20 protein-coding genes are annotated in these 21,617 nt (G+C 68.9%); 8 read left to right on the top strand and 12 right to left on the bottom strand.

Going from position 1 to position 21,617, the window contains the following annotated elements; all coding sequences use genetic code 11:
• Positions 1 to 88: 88 nt before the first annotated feature.
• Entirely contained in the window at positions 89 to 2,881 is a 2,793-nt protein-coding gene (locus ACZ5IK_RS16510; RefSeq protein ID WP_465488433.1) for an AfsR/SARP family transcriptional regulator, read from the bottom strand.
• A gap of 155 nt (positions 2,882 to 3,036) precedes the next feature.
• On the opposite strand from ACZ5IK_RS16510, the gene ACZ5IK_RS16515 reads away from it, so the two are divergent.
• A complete protein-coding gene (locus ACZ5IK_RS16515) occupies positions 3,037 to 3,345 on the top strand; it encodes a hypothetical protein (RefSeq protein WP_465488434.1) in 309 nt (102 codons plus the stop codon).
• A gap of 510 nt (positions 3,346 to 3,855) precedes the next feature.
• Here ACZ5IK_RS16515 and ACZ5IK_RS16520 read toward each other — a convergent pair.
• The 3 genes from ACZ5IK_RS16520 to ACZ5IK_RS16530 all read right to left on the bottom strand — a co-directional run bounded on the left by ACZ5IK_RS16520 (position 3,856) and on the right by ACZ5IK_RS16530 (position 8,967).
• On the bottom strand, positions 3,856 to 4,731 hold the full coding sequence (locus ACZ5IK_RS16520; RefSeq protein ID WP_465488435.1) for an alpha/beta fold hydrolase: 876 nt from the start codon (positions 4,729 to 4,731) through the stop codon (positions 3,856 to 3,858).
• Positions 4,732 to 4,900: 169 nt separating this feature from the next.
• Positions 4,901 to 5,677, bottom strand: a complete 777-nt coding sequence (locus tag ACZ5IK_RS16525) for a hypothetical protein (RefSeq protein WP_465488436.1) — start codon at positions 5,675 to 5,677, stop codon at positions 4,901 to 4,903.
• A gap of 104 nt (positions 5,678 to 5,781) precedes the next feature.
• Positions 5,782 to 8,967, bottom strand: coding sequence for an ATP-binding protein (locus tag ACZ5IK_RS16530; RefSeq protein ID WP_465488437.1), 3,186 nt, complete (start codon positions 8,965 to 8,967; stop codon positions 5,782 to 5,784).
• Between the two features lie 72 nt (positions 8,968 to 9,039).
• Here ACZ5IK_RS16530 and ACZ5IK_RS16535 point away from each other — a divergent pair, with 72 nt between their 5' ends.
• The 3 genes from ACZ5IK_RS16535 to ACZ5IK_RS16545 all read left to right on the top strand — a co-directional run bounded on the left by ACZ5IK_RS16535 (position 9,040) and on the right by ACZ5IK_RS16545 (position 12,696).
• Positions 9,040 to 10,542: an MFS transporter gene (locus ACZ5IK_RS16535; RefSeq protein WP_465488438.1), complete on the top strand. Its 1,503-nt coding sequence runs from the start codon at positions 9,040 to 9,042 to the stop codon at positions 10,540 to 10,542.
• 246 nt (positions 10,543 to 10,788) lie between these two features.
• On the top strand, positions 10,789 to 11,934 hold the full coding sequence (locus tag ACZ5IK_RS16540; RefSeq protein WP_465488439.1) for a hypothetical protein: 1,146 nt from the start codon (positions 10,789 to 10,791) through the stop codon (positions 11,932 to 11,934).
• Between the two features lie 39 nt (positions 11,935 to 11,973).
• Positions 11,974 to 12,696: a nucleotidyltransferase domain-containing protein gene (locus ACZ5IK_RS16545; RefSeq protein ID WP_465488440.1), complete on the top strand. Its 723-nt coding sequence runs from the start codon at positions 11,974 to 11,976 to the stop codon at positions 12,694 to 12,696.
• A 21-nt stretch (positions 12,697 to 12,717) separates the two neighbouring features.
• Here ACZ5IK_RS16545 and ACZ5IK_RS16550 read toward each other — a convergent pair whose 3' ends face one another.
• Positions 12,718 to 13,506, bottom strand: coding sequence for an LLM class flavin-dependent oxidoreductase (locus ACZ5IK_RS16550; RefSeq protein ID WP_465488441.1), 789 nt, complete (start codon positions 13,504 to 13,506; stop codon positions 12,718 to 12,720).
• A gap of 102 nt (positions 13,507 to 13,608) precedes the next feature.
• Here ACZ5IK_RS16550 and ACZ5IK_RS16555 point away from each other — a divergent pair, with 102 nt between their 5' ends.
• A complete protein-coding gene (locus ACZ5IK_RS16555; RefSeq protein WP_465488442.1) occupies positions 13,609 to 14,193 on the top strand; it encodes a dihydrofolate reductase family protein in 585 nt (194 codons plus the stop codon).
• 15 nt (positions 14,194 to 14,208) lie between these two features.
• Here ACZ5IK_RS16555 and ACZ5IK_RS16560 read toward each other — a convergent pair whose 3' ends face one another.
• Positions 14,209 to 15,216 carry an RNA polymerase subunit sigma-70 gene (locus ACZ5IK_RS16560; RefSeq protein ID WP_465488443.1) on the bottom strand — a complete coding sequence of 336 codons (1,008 nt, stop codon included), beginning with the start codon at positions 15,214 to 15,216 and terminating at the stop codon, positions 14,209 to 14,211.
• Between the two features lie 153 nt (positions 15,217 to 15,369).
• On the bottom strand, positions 15,370 to 15,771 hold the full coding sequence (locus tag ACZ5IK_RS16565; RefSeq protein WP_465488444.1) for an HPF/RaiA family ribosome-associated protein: 402 nt from the start codon (positions 15,769 to 15,771) through the stop codon (positions 15,370 to 15,372).
• Between the two features lie 415 nt (positions 15,772 to 16,186).
• On the opposite strand from ACZ5IK_RS16565, the gene ACZ5IK_RS16570 reads away from it, so the two are divergent.
• Positions 16,187 to 16,342: a hypothetical protein gene (locus ACZ5IK_RS16570; protein WP_101607226.1), complete on the top strand. Its 156-nt coding sequence runs from the start codon at positions 16,187 to 16,189 to the stop codon at positions 16,340 to 16,342.
• Between the two features lie 209 nt (positions 16,343 to 16,551).
• Here the strand turns inward: ACZ5IK_RS16570 and ACZ5IK_RS16575 are convergent, their stop codons facing one another.
• From ACZ5IK_RS16575 to ACZ5IK_RS16585, 3 genes are all read right to left on the bottom strand, one after another.
• A complete protein-coding gene (locus tag ACZ5IK_RS16575) occupies positions 16,552 to 17,322 on the bottom strand; it encodes a dioxygenase family protein (RefSeq protein WP_465488445.1) in 771 nt (256 codons plus the stop codon).
• 331 nt (positions 17,323 to 17,653) lie between these two features.
• Positions 17,654 to 18,538: a CU044_5270 family protein gene (locus ACZ5IK_RS16580; RefSeq protein WP_465488446.1), complete on the bottom strand. Its 885-nt coding sequence runs from the start codon at positions 18,536 to 18,538 to the stop codon at positions 17,654 to 17,656.
• Positions 18,531 to 19,103 carry an RNA polymerase sigma factor gene (locus tag ACZ5IK_RS16585; RefSeq protein WP_465488447.1) on the bottom strand — a complete coding sequence of 191 codons (573 nt, stop codon included), beginning with the start codon at positions 19,101 to 19,103 and terminating at the stop codon, positions 18,531 to 18,533. The genes ACZ5IK_RS16580 and ACZ5IK_RS16585 overlap by 8 nt, the downstream gene beginning before the upstream one ends.
• A gap of 209 nt (positions 19,104 to 19,312) precedes the next feature.
• Here ACZ5IK_RS16585 and ACZ5IK_RS16590 point away from each other — a divergent pair, with 209 nt between their 5' ends.
• The gene (locus tag ACZ5IK_RS16590; protein WP_465488448.1) at positions 19,313 to 20,257 is read left to right on the top strand and encodes an RNA-binding protein; all 945 of its coding nucleotides are present in this window, start codon (positions 19,313 to 19,315) and stop codon (positions 20,255 to 20,257) included.
• Here the strand turns inward: ACZ5IK_RS16590 and ACZ5IK_RS16595 are convergent.
• Both ACZ5IK_RS16595 and ACZ5IK_RS16600 read right to left on the bottom strand, forming a co-directional pair.
• Positions 20,178 to 20,648 carry a TetR/AcrR family transcriptional regulator gene (locus ACZ5IK_RS16595; RefSeq protein ID WP_465488512.1) on the bottom strand — a complete coding sequence of 157 codons (471 nt, stop codon included), beginning with the start codon at positions 20,646 to 20,648 and terminating at the stop codon, positions 20,178 to 20,180. The genes ACZ5IK_RS16590 and ACZ5IK_RS16595 overlap by 80 nt on opposite strands.
• Before the next feature lie 20 nt (positions 20,649 to 20,668).
• Complete coding sequence (locus ACZ5IK_RS16600; RefSeq protein WP_465488513.1) at positions 20,669 to 20,866, bottom strand: helix-turn-helix domain-containing protein; 198 nt, start codon at positions 20,864 to 20,866, stop codon at positions 20,669 to 20,671.
• On the opposite strand from ACZ5IK_RS16600, the gene ACZ5IK_RS16605 reads away from it, so the two are divergent.
• The gene (locus ACZ5IK_RS16605) at positions 20,772 to 21,467 is read left to right on the top strand and encodes an epoxide hydrolase family protein (protein WP_465488449.1); all 696 of its coding nucleotides are present in this window, start codon (positions 20,772 to 20,774) and stop codon (positions 21,465 to 21,467) included. The two genes, ACZ5IK_RS16600 and ACZ5IK_RS16605, sit on opposite strands and share 95 nt — an antisense overlap.
• Positions 21,468 to 21,617: the final 150 nt, after the last annotated feature.

The raw sequence follows: 21,617 nt of genomic DNA on the forward strand, positions 1-21,617 counted from the left end.
GATCGTTCTTCGCATCGCCGCCCTCGGACAGGAGGGTAGGGCGAGAAACCCGATGACCTCTGTCGTCGCGCTTGCACGGCGCTGTCGGCTACTCCGGGGTGGCCCGGACGTGCGCGGAAAGCAGTGCCCGGATCTCGACGGCGACGGTCTCATCGCCGTCGCGAAGGCACGTGTCGTAGGCCTCCCGCCATACCCGGTGCGCTTGATCGACGTCGCCGTCCGCGAGCAGCGCGTGCCCCAAGCCGACTCGGAGCGGCACTGCCAACCTGGTCACGTGGAACTCCTCGACGAGGTCGACGGCTTCCCGGTACGTCGCGGCGGCCCTGCGATGATCACCCGACCCCGCCTGTACGGCGGCGATGGTCTCCAAACCAGCGACGATCCGCGAGGGTTCCGTCCCGTCGCGAAAGGTGTCGAGGGCTCGCTGGGCGGGCCCACTCGCCTCTTCGTAGCGGCCGAGCCCGACGAACGTGTCCGCCAGGTTGTTGAGTGCCATCGCCGCGGACAGGTAGTCACCGACCGACTCGTACAACCGGACCGCTTCGCGCAGCGGCTCGACAGCCTCGTCGAACAGGCACAGCCAGTTGAGGGCCGACCCGAGGTTGAGCAGCGCCGTGCCCTGTTCGGCGAGGTCGCCCAGTTCACGAAAGATCTCCAGCGCCGCGCGGCAGTAGGTGATCTGCTTGTCGCGGGCGGCGGCCCGGCCGTAGCCGGTGCTCGCACCGTTCAAGCACTTGCCCTGGAGGAACCGGTCGCCCGTGGCGGTCGCGCTGAGGACGGCGGCTTCGCCCATGTCGACTATCCGTTGCCAGTATCCGCGCAGGTTGAGGTAGTGCCAGGACAGCTGGAACAGCACCGCGGCTTGGGCGTGCAGGCCATGCTCGTCCGCGCCGAGGACCAGCCTGGCGATCGTGTCGATCTCCCGGTCGAACCAGGCGACCGCGGAGTGGTGGTCGGTGAAGTCGACGACCGGAACGCCGGGCCGGGCCACGGGCATCGGCATCCGGTGCGGAAGGCCGCTGAGCTGCTCGCGTGCCCGTTCCGCGGTGTGCGCGTAGTGCGCCGCCAGCCTCTCGACCGCCGCCTTCGCGCCGGGCAGAACCGCCGCCTTGTCGCGCGCGTACTGCCGAAGAAGGTCGTGCAACTCGAACCGGTCGGGCAGCCGCTGCTGGAGCATGCTGACCTCCGCCAACCGCCCCAGCGCGGCACCCGCGTCCGCCGGCGGGATCCCGGCCAGCGCGGCGACAGCGTGCCTTCCGATACTGTCGCCGGGAAACAGGCCGAGCACATCGAACACCGCCGCAGCCTGCGCGTCGAGCGCGTCGTAGGACCAGTCGAACAGTGAACGCAGGTCGCTGTCGCGGTCGTCGTCGACCGCCAGCACCTCGAGCCCACGCTGGTCGGCCAGCTCGTCCCGCAGCGAAGACAGCGGCCACTCCGGATGCCGGGCAGCGTGGTCCGCGGCCAGCCGCAACGCCAGCGGCAGTCGCGCGCACAACTCCACGATCTCCGCCGCCGCGCGTGGCTCGGCCGCCACCCGGTCCCGGCCGACCTGATCGGTGAACAGCTCCAGCCCCTCGGCCGGGGAGAGCAGGCCCAGGGTGATGTGGCGCGCCCCTTCCCGGGCGGACAGGCCGCGTAACTTGCGGCGGCTGGTCACCACGACCGAACCCCCGCCGGGCAGCAACGGCCGCACTTGGGCGCTGTCACGGGCGTTGTCCAGCACGACGAGCATCCCGCGCGCGGCGGACTCGGTGCGCCAGAGCGCCGCCCGCTCCTCGATGTCGGCCGGGACGCGCTCCGGCGACACCCCGAGCGAACGCAGAAGCACGTCCAGCGCGTCCGCCGGATCGACCGGCACGCTGGGACCGTAACCACGCAGGTTCAGATACAGCTGCCCGTCCGGGAACCGCGGCACGACCTGATGTGCCCAGTGCACGGCCAGACTCGTCTTCCCGATGCCGGCGGCCCCGTCGACGGCGGAGATCACGACCGGCTGACCGTCGGCCTTGTTCACCAGCCGGTCCAAACCCGCCATCTCGTCACAACGCCCCACGAACCCGCGCACGTCCCCCGGCAACTGGCGAGGCACCTGCGCCCTGACGGGCTGCCCGACCACGAGCGCTTCGTCGTCGAGCAGGATCGCCTGGTGCAGATCGGCGACGGCACGCCCCACATCGAGGCCGAGTTGCTCCCGCACCAGGCCGGTGACCTGGCGATAGGCGTCCAGCGCCTCGGCCCGCCGCCCCGCCCTGTGCAGAGCCAGCATCAACCTGGCCCACAGCGACTCGCGCAGCGGGTGCCGCGCGGTGAGGTCCCGCAAGTCGGCGATCACCTCTTGCCCGTGACCTCGCTCCAGGTCGACGTCCAGCATCCGCTCACGGGCGGCGAACCACAGCTCGGCGACCTGCGGTCCCGCCTCCGCCCGCAACCCCGGCGACGCGACGTCCTCCAGCGGATCTCCACGCCACAACCGGACCGCCGACGCGAGCGACTCATACTCCCGGCCGGTGTCCCCTTCCCTCGCGGCGACGGCCGCCGACTCGACCAGTTCGCGCAGCGCGAGCAGGTCGAGCTCGGTGGCGGTGGCACGCAGCAGGTACCCGCCCTCGGTCGTCTCGATGACATCGGCTCCGAGGCTTCGCCGCAACCTGCTCACCAGGGTCTGAAGCCCATTGCGCACGTCCAGCGGGGAATCGTCATCCCACACGTGACCGATCAGCTTCCACAGCGGGACCACCTGATTCGCCGAGAACGCCAGCGATGCCAGCAACGCCCGCTGCCGCCCACCCACGTCCACCGGCCCCGCGGCCGTCTCGACCTCGAACGGCCCCAGCACCCTGAGCCGCAGATCACGAGCCGTTGCTTTGCTCTGAACCATGACCGCCCTTCGTTCGGCGTCACCGATCATGCCGCAAAACCGATCAGTCGCCGTGCGCAGCACAGGATGTCTTCCTGGTGTCCGCCCGCCTCGGACCCGTTTCGGACTCTGGTCAGCGGTGCACCAGGCGTCGAAGTCGACGTAGCGTCGTCACCATGTCCAAGGGACAGAAGCCCGCTCTGAGCTTCTGGGGACTGGTGGGCCGCGTGGCCGGGTCCCTGTTCGGTATCGGCATGACAGTCTTGGCCGTGCTGACCGTGAAAGGCGACATCGACGTCCTGAACGGCGCAGGCGAGCCCACCACCGATATCACCCGCATACTGGTCGGGCTGGTCTACACCATCTTGGGGCTGACGACCGTGGCTGCCGCGATCGCCGGATTCCCCGAAGGGCCGGACAACAGCAACAAGCGCGCCGACCGCGACATCGGCCTCGACGACGATGGCGACGCCGACTTCGACTGACCTATTGCGGAGAAGGGCGAACGTGTCGTGCTTCGCGGGCGGGGGGTGCCGGACCGAAGGCCCCTTCATCGCGTCCGATGCAGCGAAGGAAGCCTTCGGCGTCGCGGATCTGAACCGGCCGCACCCTGACTGTTCACATCGGACACTTCCAGACGGTTAAATGTCTGCTTGATGCCTATATACGCTTCATAAAGGGGGTCGTGAGTGGCAAAGCGAGAAGGCCACACCAGCCTTTCCGGGACGTGGGGGAAAAAACCCTTTTGAGGTCTGGTGTCCCCAAAAAGGCTTTTTCTAAAAAAACCCACGGCATCCAAAACGGAGGAGAAAGACCCCCCCCCTCCCCCCCCCCCCCCCCCCCCCCCCCCCCCCCCCCCCCCCCCCCCCCCCCCCCCCCCCCCCCCCACGGCCGCACGGCATCGGACGCGGCGAAGGACGCCTTCATCCGTCACCGGCCCCGCCACCTTTGACTTACCCCTCAATAGAACATCCAGCCGGCAGTCCTTGGCTTTCCTAGGAACACACCGAAGCGAGATGCGCGAGGAGCAGCGCCGTTGTGGTCTCGGCGGCCTCTTCGGGGATGTTGTGCCCGATTCCCTCGAGATTCTCCAGCCGGTACGGCCCGGTGACCCAGTTCTTCGTCGCCGCCACGCCCGAGGGGGCGACCATGCGATCCTTCGTGCTCGCGATGAAGAGCGTCGGCACCGTGACCCGCTGCTCGTAACCCGTGAAATCGTTGGCCCGGTACCAGTTCAACGCGGCGGTCAGGGCGCCCGGCTGCGAAAGCCGCCGGAAGTACTCCGCGCACTTCTCCGGCGAGACACCCGGAATCTTGAGCGGCCCGCCCGCGAGAATCCAGTTCTCCGGGATCGGGGTCGGCGCCCGGAAGTCGTCCATGTACTTGGACGCCTCCTGCTGCACCGGATCGGTCCGCAGCGCCTCGGCGAAGGCGCCGAGATGCGGCACGGAGACAGCGGTCAGCGACCGCACCCGGCGCGCATACTTCGCTGCGGCGACCCAGGCGACAGCGGCGCCCCAGTCGTGTCCGACCAGATCGAACCGGTGCCAGCCAAGGGAATCGGCCATCGCCCGGACGTCCCGGACGGCGTGATCCAGGTGGTAGTTCTCGATCCCGAGAGGACGTACGCCCGGCGAGTAGCCCCGCTGGTCGGGAGCCACCGCCCGGTAACCGGCTGCGGCGAGCGCGCGCAACTGATGCTCCCACTCGATGCCGAACTCGGGAAAGCCGTGCAACAACAGTACTTTCCGGCCGTGCCGCGGACCGGCGGTCACCGCGTCGAAGGTGCCGGCGGGCGTGGGAATCCGCAACGGTTTGATCCGCGCCGGCTCGGCGGCTTGTGCGGTGCCCGCGATACCCAGAGATGCCACACCGATAGCGGCCGTGGCGGTCATTGTGAGGAAACCGCGACGAGAAGGAGAGAGCGACATGCGGCCAGCCTGTCGGCCGAGCGAGACGAAGACCATCGGGAACACCCCCGTCGTCCCACTGGTGCAGGCCCTACCAACGGCGGACCCGGCTTCGTCGGAGGCTCCGGCGTCAATCTGCCGAGATCCGCCGGGTTTCGACGATCTTGGCGTTGTAGTGGGCACCGTTCACGACCGTGGTCTCGATAAGAACCTCGAAGTGCTCCATCTTCGTCATCATGCGAAGAAACTTCCGGTCTCCGAGCTTCTCCGCCGCGGCGGCGGTGCCGTGTTCCCAGCACCCCGCCACGATGACGATCTCCGATGTATCAGGTGCCAAGGGATTTCGCGTCCGGATGATCAAAGCGTGGTCGCTGACCGGATAACCTGACTCGTCGTACCGCGGCGCCAGCACGCGGCCGGTGCGCAAATCGTGCACCACGGCCGCATCATGGTCCCGATCTTCACCGAAACCGTAGGAGATCACTCCGCTCAGCTTCTCCAACATCGTCCTCGCCACGGCATTCGCCACCGGCCCGCCGATCAGGACCAGGTCCGAACTCAGCTCACGCGGCGACAACTGCCTCGACTCCGTGATTCTGCCGGCGAACCCCAGTTTCCGAAGCTGGGCCTCGATTTCCACCAGCGCCCCGATGTCCCCCATGCCCACCACACCCGCTCTGGCCCACCGCCGCTGCCGCCCCAAGTCATGAGCCCCCAGGACGATCAACGGATGACGGCCACCCAACGCCCGCCAGAACCTGCGCGCGCGGACCAGGCTGAGGCGTCGTCTCGCATTGGTCGCCAACCAGACCAGCACGCCCCCGATGGCCGCAGCGATCAAATTGCTGGAGATATCAGGCAACGCTTGGACCAGCCAACCGCCGACATCCCCGACAGCCAGCCCCATGAACAGCCACCCCTCACCGGCACGATCCCCTCCCCCAGTCGCACCCGGCCCACGCTCTGTTACCGCAGGTTCAAAACTCCGACGTCATCGGCTCACACGCTCGATCACGAGGAATGACCGTCTGCGCCCCGGGCGAATTCGGCGGCGTACGCGGCCTCACCCAAGGCATCGCGCGCCCGCGCCGCGATGCGATCGACGTCGTCCTGTTCACCGGCGGGCAGGGGCATCCCGACCGAACGCCTGGCCGCCTCGGCCTGTCCGAGCAGCCTCGCCGCCTCTCCGGCGTGGCCCGCCAGTCCCTGTGCACCGGCCAGGCCCTCCAGTGCCAGGGCGATCGTGCGGGGATCCCCGGTGCCGCGGGCGACGGACAGGCCTTCCTGCTGGAGCTTCAGCGCGGAAGCCGCATCGCCCCTCAGCTCGGCGACGAATCCCAGTTCGGCGAGGATCAACGCGGGCAGACCGGTTTCGTGCGCCATCTTCCGGTGCAGGTCGAGCACGTTCCGCAGGTGTGTCTCCGCGGCATCGAGGTCGCCTTCCCGGCGCGCTCCCATCCCGAGCCCGATCTCGGCGAACAACTCGGCGACCACGTTCGACAGCTCGACCGCGAGCAGCCTCCCGCGCTCGTGGAACTCCCTGGCTCGCGGATAGTCCCTGGTGAGCAAGGCGATCCGGCCCAGCCCCGAAAGCCGGAAGGACACCTCCGTCCACAGCCCGAGCTCCTCGGCCATGCGCAGGCCCTCACGGCACAGCCGTCCGGCGCGTTCGTAGTCGCCGGTCGACTCGGCCAGTGCCTGGAGCGGCTCCATGGCCTTCACTTGCCCCCACTGATCACCCAGCTCACGAAAGAGCTCCAGGCTCTGCTCACCGTGGCGCCGCAGCGCGTCGAAGTCCCCCACAAGCATGGCGTAGAAAGCCAGGCTGCTCAGCGCGGCGGCTGTGCCCCATCGGTCGTCGAGCGACCGGAAAGTCGCCAGCGCCGATTCGGCCAGCTTCCGGCTCGGCGACACATCGCTGATGGCGAACAGGTTCAACCCCAGGAACCATTCGGCACGAGCCCTGCCGAGCGGGTCGTCGATCTCCTCGTACGGCCGCAGCGCTTCGCGGCATTTCGCGACCGGGTCGGCGCTTCCGCCGTGCAGCAGCCGGACGCCGCCCAGCCGGCTCGTGGCACCGGCCACCAGTGCGGGCGGCGCGTCGGCGCCGACCGACAGTGCCAGCGCCAGCGACCGCTCGGCCTCGCCGTTCCGCCCGCGCAGATACCAGTACCAGGCCATCGCGTTGACCAGGCGCAGGGCGTGTCCGGCGTCTTCGGCCCGTACGGCGCCTTCCAACGCGGTCCGCAGATTCGCGGCCTCGGCGTCCAGCAGGCGAAGCCACCGGCGCTGCCCGTGCCCCCGCAGCCGCGGCTCGGCCCGCTCGGCCAGCTCCGTGTAGTACGCGCGATGCCTGAACTGGAGCGCGTCGAGCTCACCGGCTTCGGTCAGCCGTTCGAGGCAGTAGGCGGTGACCGATTCCAGCATCCGGTACCGGGCGCCGTCGTGCGTGTCGATCAGAACGACCAGCGAACAGTCCACCAGCCGGGCGAGGAGGTCGAGAACCTCCTCCTGGTCCACGCCGTCTCCCGCGCAGACCTCCTCGGCCGCGGCGAGCGTGCAGCCGTCGGCGTGCACGGCCAGGCGCCGCAGCACCACCCGCTCCGGCTCGCCCAGCAGCTCCCAAGTCCAGTCGATGACCGCCCGCAGCGTCCGCTGGCGTGCCGGGGCGGCTCGCGTGCTCACCAACAGGCGGAAACGGTCGTCCAGCCGGGCGGCCAGTTCGTGCACGCCCAGGGTCCGGACCCGGGTCGCGGCCATCTCCAACGCCAGGGGAAGCCCGTCGAGGCGGCGGCAGAGGGAGACGACGGCGTCGACGGTGGTCTCGTCGAGGACGAACCGTGGCGCGGACGCCGCCGCTCGCGCCACGAACAGCTCCACGGCGCTGAACCCGCGTATCTCCTCAAGGCTCAGGCCCGCCTCATCCGCCGGGCGTACCAGCGGAGGCACTTCACTGAGCCGTTCACCGGCGACACCGAGCGGGAGCTGGCTGGTGGCCAGGAAATGCAGGGCAGGCGCCACCTTCAGCAACTGCTCGGCGAGTTCCGCGACGGGCGTGGCGACGTGCTCGCAGTTGTCCAAGATCAGCAGGGTGGGCCGGTCACCCACGGCGCGTGCGACGCGTTCGGCCCACGGCAACGGCTTCCCGGAATCGTCGCGGACCCCGAGTGCCGCGTCGACCACCGAGGTCACCTCGGTCCGCCCCGGTGACGGATCGAGCGCGGAGAACTCCGCCAGGTGGACACCGCCGGGAAACTCCTTGCCGAGCCGTGCGGCGACAGCCAACGCCAGCCGCGTCTTGCCGACGCCGCCGGGCCCGGTCAGCGTCACCAGCCGATGCGCGCCCAGCAGCGGACACAGTTCATCGATCGCCTCGTCGCGGCCGACGAGGCCGGTCAGCGGGGCGGGCAGCGCCGCCGGCGGACGGGCCACGGTGGCCGCGGGGGCGGGCGGGGCGGCCAGCGCCGGATCCTGGGTGAGGATCGCCTGGTACAGCGCGGTGAGTTCGGCGCCGGGATCGACCCCCAGTTCCTCGACCAGCCGGGTGCGCAGATCGGTGTAGCTGCTGAGCGCGGCGCTCTGCCGTCCGGCCAGGTACAGCGCCCGGACGTGGACCGCGCGCAACCGCTCCCGTAGCGGATGCAGGGCGACGAGGTCTCCCAGCTCGTCGGCCACCAGCGCGTGTTCGCCCAGCTCGACACGAGTCTCGGCGGCTTCCTCGATCGCGGTCAGCCGCTGCTCGTCCCACCGGGCGGCCACGGCACGCGCGAACTCCTCGTCAGCGAAGTCGGCGAACGCGGGCCCGCGCCAGACGGCCAGCGCGTCCGCGAGCAGAACGGCCCGTACGTGTGGTTCGACGGCCTTGCGGGCCCGGGTCAACAGTTCCTGGAAGTGGTCGGCGTCCGTGCCGCCCCGCAGTTCGTAGCCGAGCGGGCCCGACACCACCAGGGAGCGCGCGCCCGGCTCGGCGTCCTCCAGCGCTCGCCGCAGCTGCCACACCTTGGTCTGCAGCACGGCGAGCGGATCACTCGGCCGCTTGGCGCCCCACAGGAACTCGACGAGCCGGTCGGCGGAGACCGGGTGTCCGGCGTGCGCCAGAAGACAGGCCAGCAGCGCACGGACCTTCCGCTCGGGGACAGCCACCGTCGCCCCGTCGGCCGCCCACACCACGAGTGGCCCGAGCACTCCGAAACGCATACGGCCAGGCTAACCCCCGGACCGAGAGCGAACCGAGAGCGGCTCAGGAGCGGCACGGCGCACCGTTCGGGCATGTCATCGAACACCGAGGAAACCGGCATCCGGAAAGCCGGGACCCGAGAATGGCTGGGGCTCGCCGCGCTGGCCCTGCCCACCCTGCTGATCGCCCTCGACCAGAGCGTTCTGTACCTGGCGTTGCCGCATCTCGCCGAGGGATTGCGTCCCACCGGCACCCAGACGCTGTGGATCATGGACATCTACGGCTTCATGATCGCCGGCTTCCTCATCACCATGGGCAGGCTCGGGGATCGGGTCGGCCGCCGCAAGCTGCTGATGATCGGCGCCGCGGCCGTCGGCGTCACCTCGGTGCTGGCCGCCTTCTCCGGCAGCGCCGAGCAGCTCATCATCACCCGCGCGCTGCTCGGTATCGCCGCCGCGACGCTGATGCCGTCCACCCTCGCGCTGATCGGCACCCTGTTCCACGACCCGGCCCAGCGCGGCCGCGCCATCGCGGTCTGGGCCGGATGCTTCATGGGAGGCACCGCGCTCGGACCGGTGATCGGCGGCGCGCTGCTCGAGTTCTTCTGGTGGGGCTCGGTGTTCCTGATCGGCGTGCCGGTCATGGTGGTCCTGCTGATCGTCGCCCCGCTCGTGCTGCCGGAATACAAGGATCCCCACGCCGAACGGCTCGATCTGGTCAGTGTCGTGTTGTCGCTGGCGGCGATCCTGCTGACCATCTACGGGCTGAAGGAGCTGGCACGCCACGGCCTGGCGACCACACCGGTCGCCGCGCTCGTCGCAGGCATCGTCCTCGGCGCGGTGTTCGTGAGGCGGCAACGCAAACTGGCGGACCCGCTGCTGGACCTGAGCCTGTTCAAGATCAGCGCGTTCGCCGCGGCGCTGGTGATCCTGGTCGTCACGATGATCGGCACCGGCGGGGCGTACCTCTTCGTCACCGGGTTCCTCCAGATGGTCGAAGGGCTCTCGCCGCTGGACGCGGGCCTGTGGCTGGTGCCCGCGGCCCTCGCGTCGATCGTCGCCGCGCAACTGGCCCCGATCGTCGCCAAGCGGTATCCACTCGGGACCGTCCTCGGGGCGGGCCTGCTCGTCGGCGTACTCGGCTACCTGCTGCTCGCCTTCGTCGAACCGGGCGGGATGCCGCTGCTGGTGACCGGTTTCGTGATCGTCTTCGTCGGCGTCGGCACCCTCGGCGCGCTCGGCACCGACCTGGTCGTCGGATCCGCCCCACCGGAGCGGGGAGGATCCGCCGCGGCCCTCTCCTCCATCGGCGGTGACCTGGGCACCGCGCTCGGCATCGCCCTGTTCGGCAGCCTCGGTAACGCCGTCTACCGTGGGGTCGTCGAGATACCCGGCGGCGGGCCCGCCGCGGAAAGCATGGAGAACGCCGTCACGACCGCCCAGTCCCTGCCCGGCGACGCCGCCGCCGGGCTGCTGTCCGCCGCCGGGGATGCCTACACCAGCGGACTCAACGCGATCGCCCTCGCCTGCGCCGTCGTCTCCGCGATCAGCGCGGCCATCGCACTGACCGTGCTGCGCAAGAGGGCCGCGGCATGAGAAAACACCGGCTCGACAGATCGAGCCCCACTTGTGCCCATCGCACGCCTGCCCACTACACCAGGTCAGGACGTAGCATGGTGATCAGGCAGCGGCCGTCGATCGGCCAACGCTGTCATTCCTCTTCGGATCTCCTCGCATGCCACAGCCGGTTCTGACCGGTCCGACCCACTCCACAGGAGACCCTCCATCACTGTTCCCGTCGTTCTGCCGCATGCCGTCAGCGCTCCTCGTTCTCTCACCGATGTGTACGGTCCCGGCATCGCCGTCTGCGCACGCCCCGAACTGGCCGCCACCGAACCTGTGAACAGGCACCGCCACACCCGCGACGTGGTTTCCGCGCGGCCGATCGCTGTCGCGGCCGACATGCCCGTGATCTGCAGCGCCGGAGGCACGGACCCGGATTTGCTGGCACACCTGCGCGACAGCGGCCTGCCTGTCGGCACCGACCTGCGCGAGTTCCGAACCGAAAGGGAATTCGCCACCCGCGTGACCGAAGCGATATCCGACGGCCTGCTGATGTCGATGGAATACCCGCAGCCGACCACGCTGTGCCCGGACGAACGCGCGCTCAAAAGCGCGCAACTCGTCGGCTATTTGAACAACAAAGCCAGCATCACCACGTTGGTCGATCCGCGTTTCCAAGCGCACCGCAGCGTCGTGACCCGTGGGCAACTCGCGGAGGCGGCACCGGCGGAGAAGTCGTGGGTGCTCAAGGCCGCGACCAACGACGCGCACGGCGGCAGCCTCGATGTCTATCTGCACCAGGCCGACGAGCAGATCATGCTGCCGGCGTTCACCGATGTCCTCAACGAGTTCGTCGTCGAGGAATACCTGCAGATCCGGCGTAACTGGGGCCTGCAGTTCTACGTGGCAGCGGACGCGCGGGCCCGCCTGCTCGCCGTGACCGAACAACGCGTCGACGCGATCGGGGTCTATGCCGGCGGCAGATTCGGTGCGGTCACCACTCCTCCCGCCGAACTGCTCGCCGAATGCCTGGCGATCACCCAGCGCGCGGCCGATGTCGGCTACCGCGGCCTGTGCAGCCTCGACTGCGCCGAAACCCAGGACGGCCAGCAGGTCGTACTCGACCTGAACTTCCGGATCACCAGTGGCTCGATCCCTTTGCTGGCGATGCAGTCCGCCCGCCCCGACGCCCTTGACCACCCCGCAGAATCCGTGAAGCTGACCGTCACCGGCGCACTCACCGACCTGCTCGCCGAGATCCGCCCGGCCTTGGCCGCCGGTGGCCTGCTCGTCGTGGCCGGTCATGACACCGGCCACACGGACAATCCGATCCGGCAAAGCACCTTGCAGCTACTGGTCCTCGGGGACGACCCCGACGAGGTGACCGCTCGACGCCGTACGCTGGAAGAGAAAACCGGCCAATAGCGCTCAGCCGTGCCACAGGTCGCAACCGGACAGTCCACAGTGGCCAGTGGCACGGCGAAGCCCACCGACCGCGAACGCGACCAGCGGTCGCATTCACAACGACCAGGGTTCGCGTCTCGCTGGTACCGCTGGTCGGACATCGACTTGGCGCTGCGCTTGGCTCCCGACGTCGACTACGACGAATTCGTCGCACTATGGACCGAATCGCTCTATCGGAAACACCATGCGATCACCCATCTGGATGTGCGGGCGGGAAACACGTTGTTCAGGGTGTTCTTGCTGCCCGGCACTCTCCAAGTCGATATCGCGTTCTGGCACGACGAAGACTTCGGCGCGACCGGTCCGCGCTTCGAAGTGCTTTTCGGTGAAGCGAATGATGTCGAGAAGACCAAGTCACCGATGGCGAGGGACCTCATCGACTGGGCCTGGCTCTACGCGCTGCATGCCAGGTCGAGCATCGCCAGGCGTCGAGTCCGGCAAGCGGAATACATGATCAGCGGAATGCGCGACGGGATTTTCACTCTCGCTTGCCTGCGCCACGATGTGCCCGCCACACAAGGCCGGGGCATCGACGATCTCCCCGCCGAGGCGGCCGACCCGATCATGGACGCGCTGGTGCGCTCGGTGGACCCCGCCGAGCTGAGCCGGGCGTTCACTGCCGCGTGTGAGGCTTTGCTGACCGAGGCCGAGCAGGTCGATCCGGCCTACGCCGAGCGGCTCGCGCCCTCACTCCGAGAGTTGGCCGCCAGCGCAAACCCGTGACCGACGAGGGCCGCCCGGTTGTCAGCGGGACAGCGCGGCGATGAGCGGGCCCGGGTCGGGGTGCTCCGACGTGCCTTGCAGGATGACGGAGGTGGCGCCGGCCGCGCCCAGTTCGGCGATCAAGGCGCGGGCCCGGTCGCCGAGGGCGGGCGCGTCCTGCTCGATCTCCGCGAAGGTGACGACCTGCGGCGCCGGCCGTCCCGCGGCCCGTGCGGCCTCCGTGGCACGGGCCTTCTCCGACGCGACGAACTCGGGGGTGGCGAGCGGAGAGTCGAGGAGCACGCCGTCGCCCACCTCTCCGGCCAGCGCGACGGTCTTCGGCCCCCGCGCGCCGATGATCAGCGGCGGGACCTGCACCGGTGGCCAGTCCAATGCCACCGCGTCGAGGTTCACATAGCGCCCGGTCACGCTGACGGTCTCGCCGTGCAGCAGTCGCCGGACGGCGTCGGCGTGTTCGCGCAGCAACGTCATCGGCGACGCGGCCCGGGCGCCGACCTGCGCCATCCAGTCGAGCACCCCGTGCCCGACGGCCGGGACGAACCGGCCGGGGAACAGCCGCGCCAGCGTCGCGATCTCCATGGCGGCGACGGCCGGGTTGCGCAGTGGCACCGGCATCAGCCCGATCCCGACGGTGAGCCGCTCGCTCCAGGCCAGCGCGGCCGCGGCACTGGTGGGACCACCTTCGAGGAAGCAGTCTTCCCACAGCCACAGCTCGTCGATACCGGCCTTGTCGGCCGCCACGACGGTCTCCCGCAGCTCCTCCGGCGGCAATTGCGGACGGAACACCACACCAACACGAACCTCGGCCATGCCTTCTACGCTAGTCCACCCCGGATCTTCGCCGCAGGGCCCGATGAGGTTTCCGCGCCGCGCCCGTCTGTACGTGTGAGATCGACTCACGGAGGCTGACGCATGCGGAAACTGACCTTTGGCATGAACGTGACCCTGGACGGCTACATCGCCGCGCCCGGCGACGACCTCGGCTGGAGCGAGGGTGAGGGACCGGACTCGTCACCGAGCGACGAGCTGTTCCAGTGGTGGTCCGACCGGGTGGCGGCGACGGGCCTGGCGCTGTACGGGCGCAAGCTGTGGGAGGCGATGAGTTCCCACTGGCCGACCGCGGACCAGCAGCCCGGCGCCACACCGGCGGTGATCGAGTACGCCCGTCGCTGGCGGGACATGCCGAAGGCGGTGTTCTCCTCGACGACCGGCACGGTCGACGGGAACACCCGCCTGGTCACCGGCGACGCGGTCACCGAGATCACCCGGCTCAAGGCCGAGGACACCGGCCCGATGGACATCGGCGGCGCGACGCTCGCCGGGGCGGCCATGCGGGCCGGGCTGATCGACGAGTACGTACTGGTCACCGTGCCGGTCTTGGTGGGCGGCGGCACCCCGTTCTTCACGGCGCTGGACAGCTGGGTGAACTTGACCCTGGTGGAGACGCGGACCTTTCCCGGCGGCGTGGTGATGACCCGATACGAGACGCGGCACTGATGGGGGCTTGGGTGATCACAGTGTCTGCGGCAGGCCCAGCCATGGTTTGCCGGCGGCGTCGAATCCGGTGAGGTCGGCGATCTTCCCGTCGACGATGTGCAGGACCGCGATGGCGAACAGCCGGTACTCCGGGTCGTCGCGGGTGCGCAGGTACAACACGGCGGTGGGCATGCGGTTGACGGTCGTGGCGATACCGCGCCAGTCGTCGTGGCCGCGCTGGAAGAGCCCACCGGAGACCCAGCCGTCCACCGCGTCCTCGGCCGTCATGAGCACGGTGCCCGACTCGGGCAGCATCGCGAAGCGCAGGTCATCGCGCAGCAGGGACATCAGCTCGTCGAGGTCGTTGCGCTCGTGGGCGTCGATGTAGGACTTCACCACGCCTCGCTCGTCATTCGACAGCTCGTGGGTGGCGGGGCTCCGCCAGTCGAGGCGGCGGTCGGGCAGCTGTTCGCGCATCGTCACGCGCGCCCGCTGCAGTGCGCTGGTCACCGAGGCGACGGTCAGCTCGAGGGCTTCGGCGGCCTTCGACGCCGGCCAGCCGAGGACGTCACGCAGGATGAACACCGCCCGCTGCCGCGGCGGCAGGTGCTGGACGGCGACGATGAACGCCAGTTCGATCGTCTCCCGCGCCACCACCGATTCCTGCGGGTCCTCGGGGAGCATCCGGTCGGGGTACGGCTGCAGGTACAGCAGCTCGGAGCCGGGGTCCGACAGCCCGGCCGGTACGGGTGTGCGGTCGTTGCGCTTCTCCAGGAAATCGAGACAGGCGTTCGTCGCGATCCGGTACAACCAGGTCCGCAGCGCGGCGTGGCCCTTGAACGACTCCCGCTTGTTCCACGCTCGCAGGAACGTCTCCTGCGTCATGTCCTGGGCGTCCTCGTAGTTCGCGAGCATCCGGTAGCAGTGCACCCGCAGCTCACGCCGGTGGCGCTCCGTGATGAGCGCGAACCGCGCCGTATCGCCGGAGCGGGCCACGGCGATGAACGTGGCCTCGTCAGCGCCCAGCGGTCCAGCGTCGGTCATGGTCATCGATCCTTCCACCGGGGCGAGGCGGTCACCAGAACTGACGCCGCGGCGGAGGATTTCTGATCGGTGAAGTCGCTGACGCTGGGCCTTCGTCAGGACGACCGAGCGGGTGCACCGGATCCCGGTACACCCGCTCGGCGAACAACGAAGTCAGCTGGTGGTCGTAGCCTGCGTTTCGCTCTCGATCACGCCGACCTGTTCAGGATCTTCCGGGGCGGCCATGTGGCGAATGCTTTCGCTGCCCTTGTGGTCGTGGGCGCGGGAATGCTGGGAATCCAGCAGACTCCTCAGTTTGTGCGCCGCACCGGCGTACGCGTCGTCCACTGTCGCCGCATGATGGGTGACCACGACGGGTTGTTTACCTCCGGGGCGCGCTTCGATCACGCACTTCTTGTCTTCCGCCTTGGCACCTCCGTTGTCGCTGAGGTGCACCTCCACCCGGGTCAACCACCCTACGAACCTGGACAGGCTGCTCTCCAGATCCGTCTTCACGTAGGTGGCCAGGCGTTCGCCGCCGTGGACGTTGTGGTCGGTGTTGACTTGGATCTGCACGAGCACCCCTCCGCAGGAAGACAGCGATGATCTCCTTCAGTACCACGGGGGCGAGTGGTTCAAACCGCACACGCGGATCGCGCCACCAAGGCCGCACAGCGTGACAGCGAGATGTGCCGCCGGCGCGCCATCTCCCTCAACTCGGCGCCCGCCCGCCCACGACTGACCCCACGAGCGATCAGCACGGCGATCGCTCGCTCGACATCACCAACGGGCACGAGTGCTTTCCTGCGAAACAGCACGAAGATCCTCCAACGAAACTTCACGACGACTCCCCGACATCTACCCACCGGCGGACGGACGAAACCTCCCGCTCCGATGTTTGGCGCGGCACAGGCAGGGGAACAGGTAGGCAACGGTCCCCAATCGTGGCGGCGGATTCGTTCCGGCCGCGCAAAGAAAAGAGAGAGTCACCATGATCGTGCTCGGAGTCATCATCCTCGTGATCGGCCTGATCGTCGGCATTCCCGTGCTGACCACCATCGGCGCCGTACTCGCCGTCGTGGGTGTCGTTCTCGCGATCCTCGGCGGCACGGGACGCAAGGTGGGCGGCCGCGCCCACTGGTTCTGAGCCGGCCCTTCCCACTGATGGCCCCGGTCCACGCTCGATCGGACCGGGGCCTGCCCCCGCTCCGGCCACGCATCGAGCGCGGCCGGATTCAGCTTTCGCCTGGTCTCCTTCGATCCGAAGAACGGACATGCCGTCCGCCGCATCAGCCCGTGGCTGCGCGGCGGACGGCATGTCCGCTGTGACCTCTCAGGTGCAGAGCAGGACTCGCGCTAGTCGGGACGGCCGACTTGGGTGTTCGCCAGGTCGAGCCCGACCGCGAAGTCCGCCGTATAGCTGGTTCCGACCTGCTGTGGTCGCAACAGCATTTGAGCTCCGCCACTGCGGTAGATCGAGTCGCGGCTGTTGGTCGTGTCGGCCGGACCTTTCCGCCGGTACGGTTCGGTCCGCAGATAGGCCGCGCCGAACTCGGGCGTGAAGTAAAGCTGCGACGTGAACTCGTACGGCCGACCGTTGGTTCCGGTGGTACGAATTTTGACGTGGATATGCAGCGTACGTCCCGTATACCAGCCTGGCAGAATGGTGGTGAACCGGGCAACCCCCGATTGGTCGGTATTCTGGTAGCCGCGCAGGAATCGGCGGCCGGAACTTCCCTGCGACGGAATGTCCGAATACAGCCCGAACGCGTCGCACTGCCAGAGGTCGATCATCGCTCCCGGCAGTGGCGTGCACACCTGCTGGCGAATCTGCTGAATGGTGAAGTTGATTGCCAGCGCGGTGCCGGGAACCAGTTGTCCGGTGGCCGGCTCACTGCGGATATCGGAGCGGTTGAGCCGCTCGTCCACGAAGTATGGGCCCTCCATTTGCTCTGGCTTGACCACGCAATCCAGCGTGCAGATCTCGGGTGCGCCTGCGGTGGAGGTGGTGGTGGCACTCGCCGTCGCGGATCCAGCGGCGGCGAGTGTCGCACCGGCGGCGCCGAGCAGAATCAACGCCTGCCGCCTACCGAGCACACGACCTACCGGCTCATCATCGTCATGCATAGATTTCCTTTTCGCCGAATGATGGGAGCGGGAACTGAGCGCGACAAGAGCTTGCCGCAGGGTGCCGCGCGGATCCGATTGTCCGTCATGGCCAGTCCACTGTCGAGAAAGTTCACTCTGGCGCATCATACTTCGAACTGAGCAGTATCTTTGATGGGCCAAATTCTCGAACCGCTACTACGGCATTTCGCCTACGACTTTATGAGGTCCAGGATGAGAAAGTACAACAACAGCCACCATTTTCACTTACCGAGTTGCGGGGAGGCAACTCATTTCGCATGCGGGGTGCGGAAGTGGCCGGGAGCGGAATACGCTCCCGGCCACCGATCCGCTACCCGGGCAGGGTGTCGGTCCACTCGGCGTTGATCCCGACGCCGGCGGGGTTGGCCACCTTGTACACCGCCCCGTCCATGGTGACGAAGACCGACGTCCCGTTCACCCGTCCGGTCGCCGGATCGACGACGAGCCGCTCGCCCTCGGGCAGCAACAGGCCATGCCCGCCCGGCACCGCACCGAGGTTTTCGACACCTGGATAGGCGGCGATCAGGCGGAAGGCCGTGGCCCGGACCTCCGGCGTGGCCGGCAGTGTGGACACCAGTGAGATCAACGACTGGAAGCCGGCTTGTTCCCGGTCGCTCGCGGTGAGCCTGCCCGCGCTCGTCCTGGCGTCGCTGCGCTCGAGGGCCTCGGCGATCCAGGCCTTCAACGCGTCCGGGTCCGACGGCAGGGCACGCAACTGCTCGAGGGTCAGGTCGACGGCGACCAGCGAGAACGGGGTGGCCGAATGCGCCCCGATCGGCGTGACCTTGCCTCCCGTCTTCGCTCCCCGCATCCACGACTGACCGTCCGGCTTGATCCAGTACTCGTACCCACTCGAAGCAGCGGCGCCGTCCGCCTCGGTCACCTTCACGTGCCAGTAGGTGCCAGCCCCCTCGGGGGAACGCTCGGCGGCGGTGGCGGCCGCGAGCAGGATCTCCTGCCCACTGACCGTTCGCACCGGCGGACCGTCGACCGGTGCGGCCGGCATGGCCGCGATCGCCACGGCGGCAGCGGCGGCCGCCGTGAGCCCGGCCCCCGCGATCAGCCATCCGGTCCGCCGCCGGGAAACCCGGCCGCCGCGGATCCGGTTCTGGAGCCGGTGCCTGCTGCGGTCGACCACGTCCTGGGACGGCTCGTCCGTGGCCAGCGCGGCGCGCAGCGTCTGCAGGTCATTCATCGAGTGCCTCCGGGGTGAGGATGAAGTTGAGCTTCTTGCGTGCGCGGTTGAGCCGGGAACCGACCGTGCCGGAGGAGATACCGAGCGCCGCGGCCACTTCCTCGTATCCGAGCTGGCCGAGCGCCACGAGCAGCAGCACGTCCCGCTCCCCGGCGGATAGCCGCGACAGCGCGTTCGCGAGCTGAGGAAGCAGCCGCCGGGCGGCCACCGACGCGACCACCCTGCTCTCGTGCCCCTCGACCACCGGCGCGACGCTCACCCGTGCCAGCGCCCGATAGTGGCGAGCCTCCCTGCGGCGGTGCCTGGCCACCAGATTCGTGGCGATGCCGAACAACCAGACCCGCACCTCACCGCGTTCGGCGTCGAACGTGCCGCGCCGGTCGAACGCGACGAGGAACGTCTCCGCGGCGATGTCCTCCGCGGTCTGCGCGTCCAGCCGGCCGGCCACATACCGGTAGATCGCCGCGAAGTAGCGATCGTGCACTTCGGTGAACAGCTCCGGGTCCTGAGGCAACCGGGCGGCCAGGTCGGCATCGGTCACCTGCTCGCCCGTTCCCGCCGTCATATGTCCGCCTCTGACATGTGGATCCTTCCCGTCGACGGTCAGCTTTCACCACCACTTCGCCGTCGGCCGGTTTCTTCTTCCCACCCGGCTGTGACTCATCGGCATGACAGGACTCGGGGCTTGCTGTTTATCGGGTCGCTGTCGGCGTGGTGGCGCGGCTAACGTGGCCGAATCGATCATCCGCGCTTCGAAGGACGGCCCAGCCGATCATGAGCACGTCGTACGTCCACCGGATCACCAAATACGACCCAGCCGATCGCGACGACCGGGGCGCGTACCGCGGGTCCGAGGACGTGTCGAGCGACCATGGTCCGGTGGAGGCCGCCTACCTCGCCGCCGTGACGGCCTTCGCTGAGGACACCGGCGTGACCCTGCTGAATATCCGCGAACCCGCGGTCAGCGGATTCGTCCACTTCGGGGTAGAGCCGCCTGTCGACGGCCACGGACTACACGGGCTGTTCCCCTCCGACCTCACGGGCTACCACGACGGCGCACAGATCACCCTGGACGTCGGGTGTGAACTCGTGCGCGCCATGCTGCGCGACAACGGCGCCTGGTGCCGACTCGAGGCCGAAGACCGGTTCTTCGTCCACGTCGGCTACGACCAATACCTGTACATCGGAAGCGACCAACCGTGCGGACGTGCGGTCGCGCTGACCACCGCGAACGGTTTGTTCGCCGAACCGGTGGACGGCTCGCCCTACGACCCGGATGACGGCGAGCCGTGCGAATCGCGTCCGGCGGACGCGGCGTTCTGGGCCAAGGTCGCGGCACTCGTGGCGCAGCGCGGCGGGGTCCTGTTGGAAGAGCAGGTCGTCGGCAACCACTCCCGTTGGCATCGGCTCACAGCCGACACCGTGCCGACCGTGGGTCCGCGCGCCCTGATGAACGTATGGCCGGACCTGTCCACCGATGTCCCAGCAGTGCTGCGCACGATGTCGCCAGAATTCCTCGGCTGGGCCGTCATTGAGCACGCGGACGGCCGCGTCCAGGGCTTCTACGCCGACGGAGATGACCGGGCGGTCCTGGCCGAAAAGTTCGCCGGCGCACGTGCGGCCAGCCTCCTGTCGCTCATCACCGACGACCACAACCCGCTGCTGGTGGCCGTGCGACCGGACGACGACGGAATCGTCCGCGCCCGCTGGCCCATCTGAACCACGGCAGTTGCCAGATGTCGCCGACCCGACCGCGGATGCTGACAGGAAGCGAAGTCCCAGCACTTCCCGCTGTCGTGCAGCGCCCGTCGGCGAGGCGTTGGATGGTGGTGCTCAGCCAGGCCTGAAGATCGGCGGGGTCGCCGAGTTCGGCACGCAGGATCCGGCGGCGGGTCGAGACGCCGAGCACGAAGGCGTCGATCGCGGCGGCTCGGCTGCGGGCGTCGGCGTTGGCCACGCCACTATCGCGCAGGTAGCGGTGCAGCGGCTCCAACGAGTTCGTGTCGAGAAAGGCGGCCAGCGCCTCCGCCGCCTCCGGGCGTTCGCCGGACGCGCGTTGCAGCGCGAGCGGCGGATCTTCCCCGGGCCCATCGAACCAGCGTGCGACGATGCTCGCCGCGAAGCGCGAACCTAACCTAACGCGGAACGGTCGCCGTCGAAAGAGTCGGAGACCGGGATCTCCACTCGGGTCGCCGCCAGGAAAAGGCCATCCTTGCCACCGAAGTAGCGCGTGATGAGGTTGGGCGACACCCCGGCCGCGTCGGCAACGCCTTTGACCGTGAACCCGTACTGGGCGAACTGGCGTTGTGACGACGGGACACGCGGCATCACCGGCACCCACATCGACGACCTGCTCGAACGCTGGGCCGACGGCTACGACTGGGGCGTGCACGAGCGCCGTATCGGCGAGTTTCCGTGGGTGACGGTGCGGGCGGGCGGCACCGACCTGCGGGTGATCCACCAGCGGTCCGCCGATCCCCATGCTCCGGTTGTCGTGCTGCTGCACGGCTGGCCGGACTCGGTGTTGCGGTTCGAGCGCGTCCTGCCTTTGCTCGCGGATATGCACGTGGTGGTCGCCGCGCTACCGGGCTTCCCGTTCGCGGCCCCGCTCACCGTTCCCGGCATGGCGGTCGACCGGATCGCCGCGATCGTCGCGGATGCTCTGGACAAGCTCGGCTACTCGCGGTACACGGTGTCCGGCGGCGGCGTGGGTGGCACCGTCGCGGAGATCCTCGCGGGCGAACACCCGGACCGGGTAGCCGCCCTGCATCTCACGAACGTCGCTCCGCGGCGTGCGCTCACAGCGGACCCGGCGACGCTCGCGCCGGACGCGGTGGCCTACCTCGACCGGTCGGCGCGGTGGTTCCGGACCGAGGGCGGGTACATCGCCGAACAGTCGACGCGCCCGAACACGCCGAGGCGCTCCTGAACATCCGCGATTACGTGGAACACCGCGCCGGCGGTCACTTCGCAGCCTGGGAACAACCCGAGGCCTACTCCGACGACGTACGCCGTGCGGTCGAACTGGGCGGCCAGCCGGCCAGTTCGACCGACGGGACCACCCGTTCCTGAACCTACG

The organism is Amycolatopsis sp. NPDC031561, assembly GCF_055580625.1.

Excerpts from the sequence above, each read along its gene's own strand:
- ACZ5IK_RS16535 (WP_465488438.1), top strand. The coding sequence starts at position 9,040 with ATGTCATCGAACACCGAGGAAACCGGCATCCGGAAAGCCGGGACCCGA.
- ACZ5IK_RS16525 (WP_465488436.1), bottom strand. The coding sequence starts at position 5,677 with ATGGGGCTGGCTGTCGGGGATGTCGGCGGTTGGCTGGTCCAAGCGTTG.
- ACZ5IK_RS16530 (WP_465488437.1), bottom strand. The coding sequence starts at position 8,967 with ATGCGTTTCGGAGTGCTCGGGCCACTCGTGGTGTGGGCGGCCGACGGG.
- ACZ5IK_RS16515 (WP_465488434.1), top strand. The coding sequence starts at position 3,037 with ATGTCCAAGGGACAGAAGCCCGCTCTGAGCTTCTGGGGACTGGTGGGC.
- ACZ5IK_RS16605 (WP_465488449.1), top strand. The coding sequence starts at position 20,772 with ATGAGGTTGGGCGACACCCCGGCCGCGTCGGCAACGCCTTTGACCGTG.
- ACZ5IK_RS16570 (WP_101607226.1), top strand. The coding sequence starts at position 16,187 with ATGATCGTGCTCGGAGTCATCATCCTCGTGATCGGCCTGATCGTCGGC.
- ACZ5IK_RS16590 (WP_465488448.1), top strand. The coding sequence starts at position 19,313 with ATGAGCACGTCGTACGTCCACCGGATCACCAAATACGACCCAGCCGAT.
- ACZ5IK_RS16555 (WP_465488442.1), top strand. The coding sequence starts at position 13,609 with ATGCGGAAACTGACCTTTGGCATGAACGTGACCCTGGACGGCTACATC.
- ACZ5IK_RS16585 (WP_465488447.1), bottom strand. The coding sequence starts at position 19,103 with ATGACGGCGGGAACGGGCGAGCAGGTGACCGATGCCGACCTGGCCGCC.
- ACZ5IK_RS16600 (WP_465488513.1), bottom strand. The coding sequence starts at position 20,866 with ATGCCGCGTGTCCCGTCGTCACAACGCCAGTTCGCCCAGTACGGGTTC.
- ACZ5IK_RS16550 (WP_465488441.1), bottom strand. The coding sequence starts at position 13,506 with ATGGCCGAGGTTCGTGTTGGTGTGGTGTTCCGTCCGCAATTGCCGCCG.
- ACZ5IK_RS16560 (WP_465488443.1), bottom strand. The coding sequence starts at position 15,216 with ATGACCGACGCTGGACCGCTGGGCGCTGACGAGGCCACGTTCATCGCC.
- ACZ5IK_RS16575 (WP_465488445.1), bottom strand. The coding sequence starts at position 17,322 with ATGCATGACGATGATGAGCCGGTAGGTCGTGTGCTCGGTAGGCGGCAG.
- ACZ5IK_RS16510 (WP_465488433.1), bottom strand. The coding sequence starts at position 2,881 with ATGGTTCAGAGCAAAGCAACGGCTCGTGATCTGCGGCTCAGGGTGCTG.
- ACZ5IK_RS16580 (WP_465488446.1), bottom strand. The coding sequence starts at position 18,538 with ATGAATGACCTGCAGACGCTGCGCGCCGCGCTGGCCACGGACGAGCCG.